The sequence below is a fragment of the Lactobacillus sp. CBA3606 genome (genome assembly GCF_002970935.1).
In the GTDB taxonomy this organism is placed as follows: domain Bacteria; phylum Bacillota; class Bacilli; order Lactobacillales; family Lactobacillaceae; genus Lactiplantibacillus.
This window is the reverse complement of sequence record NZ_CP027194.1, coordinates 1,852,678-1,867,012: the sequence shown is the minus strand read 5'-3', so window position 1 is coordinate 1,867,012 and position 14,335 is coordinate 1,852,678. Positions and strand designations below refer to the sequence as shown.

11 protein-coding genes are annotated in these 14,335 nt (G+C 42.7%); 3 read left to right on the top strand and 8 right to left on the bottom strand.

Annotated features, from left to right (window positions below; translation table 11 throughout):
* Window positions 1-40 precede the first annotated feature (40 nt).
* Complete coding sequence (gene tnpA, locus C5Z26_RS09045) at window positions 41-505, bottom strand: IS200/IS605 family transposase (protein WP_105449637.1); 465 nt, start codon at window positions 503-505, stop codon at window positions 41-43.
* Between the two features lie 276 nt (window positions 506-781).
* Window positions 782-2,134 (bottom strand): DUF2252 domain-containing protein, encoded by a 1,353-nt coding sequence (locus C5Z26_RS09040; RefSeq protein WP_105449636.1) that lies wholly within the window; start codon window positions 2,132-2,134, stop codon window positions 782-784.
* 203 nt (window positions 2,135-2,337) lie between these two features.
* On the opposite strand from C5Z26_RS09040, the gene ndk reads away from it, so the two are divergent.
* From ndk to C5Z26_RS09025, 3 genes are all read left to right on the top strand, one after another.
* Complete coding sequence (ndk, locus tag C5Z26_RS09035; RefSeq protein WP_105449635.1) at window positions 2,338-2,805, top strand: nucleoside-diphosphate kinase; 468 nt, start codon at window positions 2,338-2,340, stop codon at window positions 2,803-2,805.
* A 264-nt stretch (window positions 2,806-3,069) separates the two neighbouring features.
* Window positions 3,070-3,450 (top strand): hypothetical protein, encoded by a 381-nt coding sequence (locus tag C5Z26_RS09030; RefSeq protein WP_105449634.1) that lies wholly within the window; start codon window positions 3,070-3,072, stop codon window positions 3,448-3,450.
* 205 nt (window positions 3,451-3,655) lie between these two features.
* Window positions 3,656-4,849, top strand: coding sequence for an ATP-binding protein (locus C5Z26_RS09025; RefSeq protein ID WP_105449633.1), 1,194 nt, complete (start codon window positions 3,656-3,658; stop codon window positions 4,847-4,849).
* A gap of 80 nt (window positions 4,850-4,929) precedes the next feature.
* On the opposite strand, the gene trxA is transcribed toward C5Z26_RS09025, so the two are convergent.
* The 6 genes from trxA to C5Z26_RS08995 all read right to left on the bottom strand — a co-directional run bounded on the left by trxA (window position 4,930) and on the right by C5Z26_RS08995 (window position 14,332).
* Complete coding sequence (gene trxA / locus C5Z26_RS09020; protein ID WP_105449632.1) at window positions 4,930-5,262, bottom strand: thioredoxin; 333 nt, start codon at window positions 5,260-5,262, stop codon at window positions 4,930-4,932.
* Between the two features lie 79 nt (window positions 5,263-5,341).
* Window positions 5,342-8,551 (bottom strand): CapA family protein, encoded by a 3,210-nt coding sequence (locus C5Z26_RS09015; RefSeq protein ID WP_105449631.1) that lies wholly within the window; start codon window positions 8,549-8,551, stop codon window positions 5,342-5,344.
* 222 nt (window positions 8,552-8,773) lie between these two features.
* Complete coding sequence (locus C5Z26_RS09010; RefSeq protein ID WP_105449630.1) at window positions 8,774-9,928, bottom strand: mannitol-1-phosphate 5-dehydrogenase; 1,155 nt, start codon at window positions 9,926-9,928, stop codon at window positions 8,774-8,776.
* Window position 9,929: 1 nt separating this feature from the next.
* Complete coding sequence (locus C5Z26_RS09005; protein WP_105449629.1) at window positions 9,930-10,379, bottom strand: PTS mannitol transporter subunit IIA; 450 nt, start codon at window positions 10,377-10,379, stop codon at window positions 9,930-9,932.
* A 15-nt stretch (window positions 10,380-10,394) separates the two neighbouring features.
* Entirely contained in the window at window positions 10,395-12,470 is a 2,076-nt protein-coding gene (locus C5Z26_RS09000) for a BglG family transcription antiterminator (RefSeq protein WP_105449628.1), read from the bottom strand.
* A gap of 23 nt (window positions 12,471-12,493) precedes the next feature.
* Window positions 12,494-14,332 (bottom strand): PTS mannitol transporter subunit IIBC, encoded by a 1,839-nt coding sequence (locus C5Z26_RS08995; RefSeq protein ID WP_105449627.1) that lies wholly within the window; start codon window positions 14,330-14,332, stop codon window positions 12,494-12,496.
* Window positions 14,333-14,335: the final 3 nt, after the last annotated feature.

The window sequence follows — 14,335 nt, the reverse complement described above, 5'->3', positions numbered from 1 at the left end:
GCTCTTGTCAATTTTGCCACCGCTTTAAGCGGTGTTAGTATTACTTACCTTGACCCTTAAAAGGGTCCTCATATTCCCGAACGCTCACGCGATCCTCCGCCTGATCATGTTTCTCCTGATCACGGATATACTTCTTGATGGTTGCTTCATTCAATCCAACTGTGCTGACATAATAACCTACTGACCAGAAATGTCGATTTCCAAATTTATATTTTAAATTCGCATGCTGGTCAAACATCATCAATGCTGATTTACCTTTCAAATACCCCATGAAACTTGATACACTCAGCTTCGGTGGAATACTTACCAATAAATGCACATGGTCCGGCATCATATGGCCTTCCAAAATTTTTACGCCTTTGTATTGGCATAGTAATCGAATATCTCCTTGCAAATCACGTCGATATTGATTATAAATTATTTTTCTCCTATACTTTGGAGTGAATACAATATGGTACTTGCACAGCCATTTGGTATGCGCAAGACTATTTAGCTTATTCGCCATTTCTGACGTCCCCTTTCGATTTTGAATGTTTGGCTCTGACACCTACATTCTAAATCTGATGGGGCGTTTTGGTTTAACCATTTTGCCATCCGCCCGCATAGCGGGTGGTTTTTTGTTTCACACGCTTTAGCGCGCTCAACTAGGCCTAAAGGCATAACAAAAGGTATGTTCTCGATCAAATATCGAGAACATACCTTAGCAACATAGAAATATATAGCCTTGTCTAATTTTTGTGTTGAAGTTCGACATATCTGGTCTTATCTGACTTTAATTCAGTTAATCTAACTGTAAATAGGTTTGATAATCACTTTCAACTTGGTCAACATACGCTTCAGCCCAGTTGCCCATCGCTTCATCAAATTTATCTGAGCTCCCGACGTACCCGCGAATCATTGCGGCAGTGGGGCTTTGCGCATGTGCTTGGGCTAAAATCATCGCACACGTATTTGCATAGGCGCTAAATTGGCCCCATGACAACGCTGGAATATCAATTGACTCTTTCATATCGCGGAATTGACGGACGTAAAAACTCTTATCCGCCATCTGGAAATACCCTAAGAAGACGTCCGAAGTTGATTGCAAGATTCGTTGCGCACTCACAATCCGTTGCCCTTCTGTCAATTCCAAAGCCGCCGTTAACTTAGGTCCGGTCGTTTGACTACCAATTTTCCGAGTTGGCAAGGCTTCTTTGATCTGTAAGACCATGTGACTGCCATCGGTACTCGTTAATAATACGAGGTAGCACAAGGAACCAAAGCTCCCCACCCCAACACTATGCCGAATGATATCCGTGACTTCATACTGTGACAAGAGTAACGCCACATCCGTGCGCACCGTCTGTAAATAATCTAAGATACCCTGCTTCAATCCACGATACGTTTTTTTATCAATGTGAACTGAACGGGGGGCGTTGTCTTTGAATTGGCGCTCACCACGACTGTTCGTAATCGTAAACTTTCGGACAACCTGTTCTGAATTTCGACGAGCAGCCTTTTTAGCTAACTCCGCAATAAAGTCCACCGTATCTTCCGGTTCACCACCAAAGTTCAAGACAGATTGTGCTTCATTATCCCGATAAAAACGTTCCAGTGTCGTTTGGTTAAACATCCGTTTAATCCCATCACGATAGCTGGCACTGGCTTCGCGAACTAATTTTTCAATTTTTTTAGGTTTAAACTCAGAATCCTTGGCCGCCAGAATAATACTGACCAATAACCGCCGCAAATCCCATTCCCAAGGATGGACACTGGCTTCATCAAAATCATTCAGATCAAAAACCAAGCGTCGTTCTGGTGACGCATAAAATCCAAAATTACCAATATGGGCGTCACCGCAAACCACGGCCGAAATTTCAGTTGATTTCTGGTAATCTAAATCATAATCCATCAATTCGACAGATCCCCGAAAGAAGGCAAAACTAGAGGCCGACATTCGTTCCCGCCGCAATGGTAATAATTCTGGCACTAACATTTTACGGACCCGCTTCAGATAAGCGGCCGCATCCCGTTTTACGGGGATAAACGTCCCTAATTGGTCAAAAGTCGTAACCAATCGGCGGGCCTTTCCAAGCGCAATCAATTCGGCAACCGTATGGTGCTGGCGAATATGCGTTAAATCAAGTGGTGGCATGCACATCAATCCTTTGTTTTTGAGCTGTTTTCATTATACCGGTAAAATCATTTTAGGAGTACGATTAAGCCGATTAATTCAGCTTAATTATAACTTATTTCATGATTTAGCCCGTCCTTAGTTGACGTCCGCCCTTGGTTCATCTACAATTTAAGTTAATCAACATTGAAAGCGTTTTCTAAAACTTTAGGAGGTCCTTGATTATGGCAAATTCTGAAAAAACTTTAGTACTGGTAAAACCAGATGGTGTCCTTGAAGGTCACATTGGTGATATTATTTCTCGTTTTGAACGTAAAAGCTATCAAATCACCGCACTGAAAGTCATCACTGCGACACCTGAACAATTACGGCAACATTATTGTGAAAAAGTTGAGAAACCTTACTTTGCCGAGATTGAAACTTACATGACAGAAGGACCCCTAGTCGCCATCATCGTTAGCGGCACTGGTGTCGTCAAGTCAGTGCATAATCTTGCAGGTAAGACCCGGCCAAACGATGCCCAACCTGGCACCATTCGCGGCGACTTTGCACATGAATATCCTGATGGTATTCTGCGCAACATCATTCACACCTCCGACAGTCGTGAAAATGCCCATCATGAAATTGCCATTTGGTTTCCAGAATTAGCTGTTAAATCACGTAAAAAAATCGAAAAATTGACTAAAAAATAAGCGCACTTAGTTAGCCAGTTTTCATGAAATCGACAGTCATTCTGTTTTTGAGGATGACTGCCGATTTAGCATTAAGCGGCTAATCTGACTTTTGGGACACGTTTCGACACCTATGCCGACAGCTGACAAAGCCGTTGTTTGTAAGCCTTACTAAGGTATCTTATAAAGATACCCAACTAACGACCCTTACATGTCGAAATTATAGAACCTTCGCTTAAAAGGCCTTATGATTAAATTATCAATTAAGGATTTGGGGGAATTCTTATGAATTTAGTTGTCGGACCTTTTTTACGTAAAACACGGGCAGTCCCAAAAGTTTCAATGTATACAGCCCTAGAACGCGTTGATCAATGTTTAAAGTTAATCACTAACACAGGGGCCATGGGGCTGACCAATTCAACCGCCACGTTAGGACTTAACTTAACACACTTACTTGATGCTAATGTCGTTGTGACCAGTAATCATCAGACCTTTAACATCATCATTCAAGTTCAAACCGAGACGCTGGTTATGACTGGTTGCATCATTAAGGATGCCTTTCATAACATGGTCAATCCCATGCATCCCACTTATTTGATTTCGTTAGATCGTCAATTAATTGTAAACAGCGATGATCTGATTGAAGCCATTTACACTCATCTATAGGTTACTATCCGAACTAAAAACGCCGTTCAACAATTTCCCTTGTTGAGCGGCGTTTCTGACTGGCCTAACTAAAAATGGCAACGTGTTTCCAAAAACACTGTCATTCACAAAAAATGGAAGTACACTTCCAAAAAAATAGTTTTTACGCTAAAATGGAAGTATACTTCCATTTTATAATTTAATATTTTGTTGAAAAGAGGCCAACATGATTCAGCGTGATGCTTACCTAAATAAGTTAATTCAATTAAAAGATATTGATGCCATCAAAGTTATTACCGGCGTACGTCGATCTGGTAAATCAGTTCTGCTGATGCTCTATCGTGATTATCTAAAAACACAGGGCATCTCTGAGCAATCAATTTTATATTATAACTTTGAAGAGTTCGAGCTCTTAAATATCCGCAACCAATCTCAATTAATGACCTTGTTAAAACCAAAACTAACTAAAGAACGACATCTCTACCTGATGTTTGATGAAATTCAAATGGTTACCGGTTGGCAAAGTGTGATTAATGGGTTGCGCGTCAGTTACGACTGCGACATCATTATCACTGGTTCCAACGCAAAAATGTTATCCGGCGAATTAGCGACCTTATTAAGCGGTCGCTATGTTGAAATACCAATTTATCCCTTTTCATTTCGAGAATTTTTAGCCGCTAAAGATATTAATCCTAACACACCTAATATTGATCAAGCCTTTTTAGAATATGAACAGTATGGCGGCTTTCCATCCGTAGTTTTAGCCAATCCCGTTATTAAAGACACCATCTTATCTGGCATTTTTGATACGATTATTTTAAATGATGTTTCAATGCGAGCCAACGTTCGTGATCCCGAATCATTACGAGGCTTGGTTGGCTTTTTGGCAGATAACATTGGTCAACTTGTACGACCAGCAAAAGTGGCGGGCACTTTAACCAATGAAGGCATTAAAATCACCAATCATACGATTGAACGTTACCTACAGTTACTAGAAGATGCCTTTTTATTTTATCAAAGTCGACAATATGATATTCGAGGCCGTTCTTATCTGAGATCGGCCGGTAAGTATTTTATTGTGGACCCTGGATTAAGAAGAAATGCCGTTGGACGCCGGCCCGGTAACTATTCAGGCCAATTAGAAAGTATTGTTTATCTTGAACTAATCCGACGTGGCTACACTGTCGATGTCGGTAAGTTGGATACAACAGAAGTAGATTTTGTCGCCCGTAAAGTTGACCAAATCATCTATATCCAAGTCACTTACGAAATCCCTAAGAATTCCCACGAAACTGATAACTTATTGCATATTCGAGACAACTATCAAAAAATTCTAATCACACAGCGACACTATCCCGACCTTCAAGAAATTGATGGCATACCGATTATTAATATCGTTGACTGGTTACTATCAGAATAATCTGCCTTTTGTCAGTATACCTAAAAACGCTAGCCACTAATCACATCCGATTAGCGGCTAGCGTTTTCTATATAAACTCACTATCCCGCTGTTACTTCTGCGAGCTTTTGATCTAAATATTTTTTTAAAGCCCCTTGAGGATGAAAACCCACGACTTTTTCGGCTGGTTGGCCGTTTTTGAAAACAACCAAAGCTGGAATACTCATGATCTGCAACTCTTCTGCCAGCGCTTTATTTTGGTCAACATCTAATGATGCAAACTTGATTTTGCCATCGTATTCTTCATCCAATGCTTCTAGTGCTGGCGTCTGCATCTTACATGGCCCACACCAATCTGCCCAAAAATCAACAACCGTTAAGTCAGTACCAGCAGCAACAGTCGCAAACTGATCACCATTGATTGGTTCAATCATCTTAGTCCCTCACTTCAAATTCATTTATTCATTATCATAGCACGTTTGGGGACTAACTTTCTTAATTGAAGTTTCAAATCTAAAGCGGAATCACAACCGCATTTAGATCGCCATCTAACTTAGTCGTTGCGTATTCAGTACCAAACACCCCCGCCGCCTCTTTAAAATCTTCATCATTCACAAAGGCTGGTTGCCAGAAAGTTTCACGATTATTGGCATAAAATGGGCATAGATAGAGACGTTGCTTGTCCAAATCAAGCCGAACTGTCGCACCATAGGCTAAACAACCACGTTTAACAAATTCACCGTTATTATTGAACACACCGTTACCGATACTATAAATTACCGGCGCCTTACCCACATACTTAATTGGCTGTAAGATATGGGGGCCATGCCCAATAATCAAATCTGCCCCAGCGCTCACGAGTTTTTCGGCTGTTGCTTGCTGGACTGGCATAATTTTTTCTTGGAAATCATTACCCCAATGGGCACTAACAATTACCTTGGCCGTCGGATTTTGTTGTTTATAATCCCGCACTGCCTCCCATACTAAGGTATCCAAACAATTAACACCGGCCACGTTTGTTTTGGCATAAAAATCAAATAAATTATAGGCCGGGTTACGATACCAATAGCCATTAAACAAGGCAATCTTTTGCCCATGATAGTCAAACTCAACGAAGCGACGGCTATCAGTCTGATCGATTCCCGCACCGACCGTGGCAATTCCAGCTTGATGAAAGGCCGTAATACTAGTCATCAAAGCTTCTGCGCCCGCATCTTTCGCATGATTATTCCCCATCATTGCTAGGTTAAAGTGGCGCCGTTTTAATTCAGCAATCGTTGGCTTAGCCTTAGCATCTAACACGAATGGTTTAATCCCCGTAAGGGCACTCGGCCCACTGGCAAAGACCGCCTCAAAATTAAAAATATTATACGCAGTTGCTGAAAAGAACGACCCGATTTTTTCAAAAGAGTGCCCATAGCCATATTTTTGTAACCCATCATCAATCTGGCGCCGTTGCCGGTCTCGCGTATACATCTCGCCAAAGTAAGTATCACTCAATAAATTTATAATTGGTTGCGTTAACGTGACTTTATCCACCGGCGTTTTAACGGCCGTTGCTGGCAAGCCACCATCAATCAGTTGTTCCAACTTAGTATCAATATAACTAATATGCGGCGCATTAATAAATGCAATAGCCCGCTTACCCGTTGGCGTATTGAAAAAGATCAAGCCATTACTTTCTTGGGGCCCAAAGAAAACTGAACCATAGTTTTTCCCAGTTTTTAATAACTGCGACCGCTTCTGATAACTCTGACGACTATTAGCCAGCTGTGCCCGCTGTAAACTTAACAAGCTTAAAAACTCATTCGGCAATTTAACTAGGGCAGCCCCAATCTTTTCTACATCACTTAAATAAGTCCGTTGCGGATGCCGAGTTGGTCGACCAGTAATGTTAACCACCGCTTGGGCCGATAATCCCAATTGCTTGGCCCGCTGTTGTATGCCTTGAATTGCCGCTCGATTACCGCCAAAAATTGATTCGGCCAAGTTAATAATGACATCCGGTGCTGGCGCAACAATCGCTAAACTCAACAATTCTAGTACCGTGTGAGTGGCGCCCACCGTTAACCCAACTTTATTGACACTACGATCGTGATTTAAATCTTGCGTGATCTTAACCAAATCTGTGAGCTTTAACTTGCGATAAGTTAAGCGTTCTAAACAACTTAGAATCACTAACAATCTCCCAACACCGTTAGTGGTATACGCCGTTGAACTTGGTTCAATTTCAGTAATTGCGACTTGATCAACACCGTCAACGTAATGTGGCGCCTGCTTCACAAACTGCCGACTAATACGATTGATTTTCGAATTACGACTCGATCCCTTGATAAAAATAACCGTATCCGTGGATAAACGCTTCGTAATCGCTTGAATCAGCAACTCAATTGTTTCAAAATGTCCGCCATAAAGTGCTGGCTTAAATTCAGCTGCAACTTGATCAATCTCCGGACCAAACGTATAGACCGTATCAAACTGGCTTTGATTAAATTCCGTCACTAGTTGCTGATAAACTTGGCGCGCTTGCGATTCTAAGTTAATAATCCGCCCGACAATAAAAATCTTTTGCGTCTGCGCTGAAACAGGATAGCTTTGGGCATACTGCATAAAGTTCGTCATCGAGAGTAACTCGGCATTATGCGTATCATCAATAATGGTCACCTGATGATTCTGCACCGTTGTCTGTTGCAAAGCTTTAACAGCCAAAGCCTGACAACTGGTGGCAAAAGTTGTTAAATCAGCCGGCGCCAAATCCCCTATTAACAATTGATGAGCTGCCAAAGCACCAATAATATTACTAATGAGACCTTGGTCAAAACCAGCCACCGTTAACGTCGCCACCGCTTTATCTTGGTAAGTCACAGTCAGTTGCCCTGCAGCATTGACTTGTCCAACAAAATCACAGGCCGCGGTGGTTCCATATGTCACGATATTTTTCGTATACCGTTGCGCATTCGTTACTACTTCATCAATATTGGCAATATCCCCATTAACTAAAAAAGGTTGACCCGGCTTCAACCCATAGGCAATTCGCGTTTTAAAATCGGCCATTTTATGTTCATCATAACCGCGTTGGCCGACACCAACCTGCGTCAAAATCGCTAAATCCAACTTGACATCTTCCACAATGCCCACTTTTTGGCGGCCATACCATAATGAAGCCAACGCAATTTCTAAGATATTGTAGTCGGCTTTAGCATTATTCAGAACTGTAATCCGCGATGACGTCCGTGAATTATGATTCAGTGGCGTTTTATTCGCCGTGGTCGTACATGATAACAACGTTGCAACTAATTCCTTCATCGTACTTTTCCCAACAGTCCCCGTAATGCCCACATTACGACTAGGATTATGTTGATTGACCCATTTAAAGAGTGTGACCATCGCTACATAAGGGTCTGTGACTTGTAGCTGAGGCACGGTCGTATCAGCCACCGGATGTTGGACAACTGCCATCTGCAAGTACTGTTGATATTGGCTAACTTTAGCGTGTGAGTCAGCAAAAGTGGTGGCATATACCCCAGTATTACTTGTCCCCCGCTGCCAAGTTGGGACATCCATTGCGAACCATAAATTGGCATGGTCTTTATGTATTAACTCACCTGGATAGATTGCATAATGCTCGACTAACGCTTGGTCATCAGCCGGTGGCAACACCCACTTTCCATCTAACATTTCAGCAATTTCATGCATACTTAGGAACGTTTCATTACTAATCATCGCTTTCCAACCCTTTCTGGCTTAACTGACATAATCAGTTTTATTAAGTCAATTATGCCATCGCTTACATTTTTTGTATGCCAATTGCGCTTGCTAACCTGATTTTTTTGATTAAGTCCATCTGCCGATAATTAGCCCAAGTAAATAACCCGACTGACATTTGAGTCAAAAAAGGACTGGTTGCCCTGGCGGTTGGCAATCAGTCCTTTAAGTTAACTTGATTTATTTTTCAGCTAAATGTTTTTCATACGCAGCCTTGATTTCATCAATCAAAGCGGCATCTTTCAAACCAGTCGCTGTCTTAATGACTGCTTCAATTGGTTCATCCTTCAATAATTGTTGTAACTTGACGCTTTCGGCATCATTCGGATAATCAAAGAAGAACATCATACCGGCAGTGTCGACTAAGGCACTGTAATCCCGGCCACGTTCCTTCAATTCACGAATTGGACGAATGAATCGTTCGTCAAAGCCCAACTTCCGAATTGGGGTCCGGCCAACCCGTTCGATATCATCGGAGATATAAGGATTTTCAAACCGGCTCAAAATCTTCGCTTGGTAAGCATGGTGAACTTCTGGATCAAACCCCCACTTTTGAATGAGTAAGTCTCCAGTTTCGCTTAAGACACGTTGCGCTTGAGCAACAACACTGTCATCTTTAACCGCTTCACCAATCGTCTTGTACCCTTTCATATTACCCGTGTAAGCCACGGTCGCATGTCCGGTATTAACAGAGAAGAGCTTCCGTTCGATATAAGGTTCCAAGTCATCTGCATAATCGACCCCTTTTAATTGAATCTTTGGGTTCTTCATTTGTGACTTGTCAATGACCCATTCTTTGAATGGTTCGACTGAAACGAATAACGGATCATCATGTTTTTGTAACGGTACAATCCGGTCAACAGCGGCATTAGGGAAGCCAATATATTGGTCTGCCCATGCTTTTTCGCTATCATCCAAAGCTTCATAAACGGATTGCTTCAAAGATTGGCTCCCACCAATCATATTTTCACAAGCAATCACATCTAAAGGTGTGGTATCAGCATTAGCTTGACGTAACTTAATCCCATCCGCAATCAACGGTGCGATGAACTTCAGAATCTTAGGCCCAATCGCAGTTGTGACCAAGTCAGCTTGCGCGATTTCAGCGGCAACGGCTTGTGGATCTTTACCGTTATTAATCCCTTTAACGTCATGAACTTCGATATGTTCTTGGCCTTCTGCCGCCAATTCAATCGTATAACCATGTCGCTCGTTTAATTCATCAATCAACGTTTCGTTAACATCCACGAAAGTAATCTTAAATCCATTGTCCGCTAAGGTTTCACCAATGAAACCCCGACCAATATTACCGGCACCAAAATGTACGTCTAACATGCTAATCAACTTCCTTTAATAGATTAATAATTTCATCTTCGGATTGAGCATCAGCTAACTTCGCCACGTTCGCCACGTCGCTACAGTAGATGGCAATCTGTGATAAGAGGTTCAAGTGTTCACCATTCAAGCCAGCAATCCCGAAGATTACTGTGACGGCTTTATCATCGTCATCATTTTCGGGATCACCCCAGCTCACACCCATTGGAACTTGCACCACGGAGATTCCCGTTTTCTTAATATATTTCATGCCATCCTCAGTTCCATGGGGAATGGCAATGAAGTTACCCATATACACGGAAACATCTTGGTTACGGGCCTGCATCGCATCAATATATTCTGGTTCGACACAACCACCATCGACCAATAATTGACCAGCTAACCGAATCCCTTCTGCTTGCGTGGCAACTTGTTGATTTAAAGCAATCATCTTTTTATCTAAAGCTTCCATTTTTATTCACCTACACTATTTCGTTAGTTCGTTCAAAAATGCTTGACTAATTAATTGATACAATTCTGGGCGACTGCCCGTCATAAAGGCGGTGGTGTTCGCTTGGTTTTCGATCACTAGGGCACTTAACTTGCCCATTAAGCGATTTTCAAAACTACTCATATTTTCCGGACCCAGCATCAGTACGATACGCTGGAGTTGAATCGTTTGGTCATCCATGCTTTTAAACGTCATTGGCGTTGTCAATTCAAAGATGGCACAATACGGTGCCGTGACTTGTTGACTTAAAGTATGCACGAGCGCCAAGTTGGTTTTGGGAATACCAACTGGGGCAACTCCAATTCGGTGTAACAATTTTCCGGCCACTTCTAAAGGGTCACGGACTAATTTTGGATCAAGTAACCGTGTGATTTTCACTAAGGTTTCCGCAATCGTCGCCTGTTCATTAGCAATGGCGGTAATTGTGAACTGGTCCAAAATTTTTTTCGCAATTGTTAGCCGTTGATAGGTCGTGTCAAAGTCTAAAGTGAGTTCCGGCTGGGGGGCCGGTTGCGCATCTACCAACTGGGTACTTGGAAAATACTGGTGGATATAATCACGCAACGCACTCACTTCATTTTCAAGTAACAAGGGACTGACTACCCGATAATTCAACTTGAATCCCGGTAGTTGGGTCGTTGAGAGAATCATGTCAAATTGCTTTAAATCAATCTGACCAAGACTCCCAATCCGAGCCACTTCAATCATGGTAATTTCTGGAATCAAGCGTGCCAAACGCGTTTTTAAAATCCGCGCCGTCGTCATCCCATTGGGACATAGCACCAAGACTTTCAACGCTTGATGACTTAACTGTTGTTCATAAGTACTGGCAAAATGAATCAGCAAATACGTTAGTTCATCAATCTGAAAGTTCTGATCCGGGAACGTGGCCGCAAAGCCCCGCACCACGGCCGAATATAACTTTGGATACTGAGAACGGACTTCCTGTAACTCTGGACTCGGCGGTACTGGCCCGGGAATACCGTTCCGTTGTAATGCGATCTGCATGTGTGCCGTCAAATTATTGAGCAGTTGATCATCCGTCCCAAATGACCAATCAAAATACTGGGCAACGGCATCAATTAACTTTTTCACTCGATACGTGAGTTGCAAATCATAATTAGACAATGACGCATCCTGGTCAATCCGAAACGTGAGGCCTTTAATCTGCTGGGCTAAAAAGTCAATCTCAGCACCGGTAATCTGGGCTTTCAACGTTCCTGGCAATTGTGTCAAAATCGCTAAGGCAATCCGTTGATACTTTAAGAAGTCATCGCGATTGATACCTTGTAAATACGTCACCCGTTGACCGCGTTGTAACCGCATGACAGCGGTCGTTAGCGTGATAATCAATTGTTGTAATTGACCATCCGGCACCGCCGAAAAATATTGTTTTTTCAAGCTTCGCACCGCTTGGTAACAGTACATTAAGACGGTGGTATCTAATTGACTGAGAAAATAAGATTGTTCATCAATCGTTGACACTTCCAACCCACGTTTGAGCTTACCAATTGTTTTGAAGAATTCGTAGTCATTGATGGCATGATTCAAAATCGTAGCAAACAAACTCCGAATATTGCCTTCCGTGCCGGCCACTTGAATTCCCCGCGACTTTAAGCGTTCAATTGAAAGTTCATAGTCTGCAAAGGGGGTACTCAACGTGTTTAAATCATTGGAAATAGTCGCAATACTGACGTTAAAATCTAACGCTAATTCTTTTAACTTCATCGAACGGTCCGCCATTAGGATGCGACAAGCTAAGGCATTCTGCCGTGTTTGCGAATCAAAGGCGGGCGTAATCCCATGACTAGCTGTCAATTGGGCTTTAAAAGCCGTTAATTCCGTCGCCGTCCCACTTAATTGGAACCGATGCTCGTGATTAACAACTTTTAAATGCGCATTTTCAAGAACTAGTTCTAAGTTGCTAAACTCTCGATAGATCGTCCGACGACTGCTATTGATGGCGGTTTCAATCTGACTCATGCTGAGTCCCGTTGGGCTAGCCAACAATAACTGTAGTAATTCGTCTTGACGTTTCGTGAACTTAACCATGGGTCACCTCATATGATAACGGTTTATTTTAATCCTAAGACCATCTTATCATATTTAGGCGAGTTCAGAAGGTCGTCCGTGACTAACACTTGAACGTGTGTATAACGGGTCTTCAAGTTTTTAGCGGCTTCCGAACTGGAAACAACTAAGAGACTGTGGTTATCTTGCAATTCATCAATACCTAAGTTCTTAACAGCAATTGACTTGTTAGCTTTCTTTAAACGCCCTTTCATCAATGACGTTGCCATGGTTGCGGTTCCCAAGTGACCATCATGATGAACAAAGACCACTTCGTTAACGACGGTTAAATCTAAGTTGTCAGGTAATGCACTCGGATCTTCGGTGGCACTTTGTGGTGCTGCTGAAGCAGGTGCTGGTTCCGGACTAACTTGATCGCGAGCCTTTAAGTTAACAACGACTTGATCATACTTAGGACTGCTCAAGAAATTATCAACGGCCAACCGTAAAGCATGCGGTGCTTTTTGGGCAGCTCGATCAGCTAATTCATCTTGCGTAATAACTAATAAGCCTGGTTCATCTTTCAAATTACTGATGGCCGTATTCGTCACGGACATCTCAATACCAGCTTTCTTCACTTTATCCCGTAATAAGGATGCCCCCATTGCGGATGATCCCATACCGGCATCACAAGCGAAGATAATATGATCAACATCTTTATAAGAAGCAATCACGTCAGCGGCTTCGGCGGGATTAACCGCTTCACCATTCTTAGCATTCTTCATCGCACTCATTTGACCTTGAGCAGCAGCCAAATCTTCGGCACCCATACTCTTATCACGGCGTAAGATAATCGCCGCAACAATGAATGAGGCCACCGTCGCCAAGGCAACCCCTAACAAGAGGCCAATATAATTTGAAATGCTACGGGGTGACATGATGAACAGCATGAAGATCGAACCAGGTGATGGCGTTGACTTCAAACCAACGTTTAACAAACTAAAGGTCGCCGTACCGGTAACCCCACCAGCGATAACTGCTAAGAATAAGGCTGGTTTCATTAAAATGTATGGGAAGTAAATTTCATGAATCCCACCAAAGAAGTGAATAATCATCGCACTCGGTGCTGAAGCCTTGGCCGTTCCTTTACCGAATAAAGCAAAGGCTAACAAGACCCCAAGACCTGGACCTGGATCTGGTTCAAGTAAGAACAGAATTGATTTACCAGCTGAAGCAGCTGATTGAATCCCAAGTGGGGTTAAAATCCCCTGATTAATTGCATTATTTAAGAATAAAATCTTGGCTGGTTCAATAAAGACATTCGCTAATGGTAATAAGTTAACCTTGATAATCCAGTTAACCCCGGCGGCCATCGCTGCACTAGCACCCGCAACAACCGGCCCAATACCGTAATACCCAACAATGGCTAGTAACATCCCCATAATCCCAGCGGAGAAGTTATTAACGAGCATTTCAAAGCCACTCCGGACTTTATCTGAAATCGCATCGTCCCATTTCTTGATGGCCCAGCCACCAAGTGGTCCCATAATCATGGCCCCAATAAACATTGGAATGTTGGACCCAACAATGACCCCAATGGTTGCAATCGCACCAACGACCCCACCACGATGACCGGCAATCATATTCCCACCGGTAAACGCGATTAGTAGTGGTAAGAGATAATTAACCATGGGTTGAATCATCTTAGCCAAATCCGCATTTGGGAACCAACCACCCTTCATAAAGATGGCGGTAATTAACCCCCAAGCAATAAAGGCCCCGATATTCGGCATGACCATGTTACTTAAGGCACTCCCAAATTTTTGTACCCGGGCTTTGATACCCGGCTTCTTTGCAACAGGAGCGGATTGGGTTGCAGAATTATTTACATTTGCTGCTTTCATTAC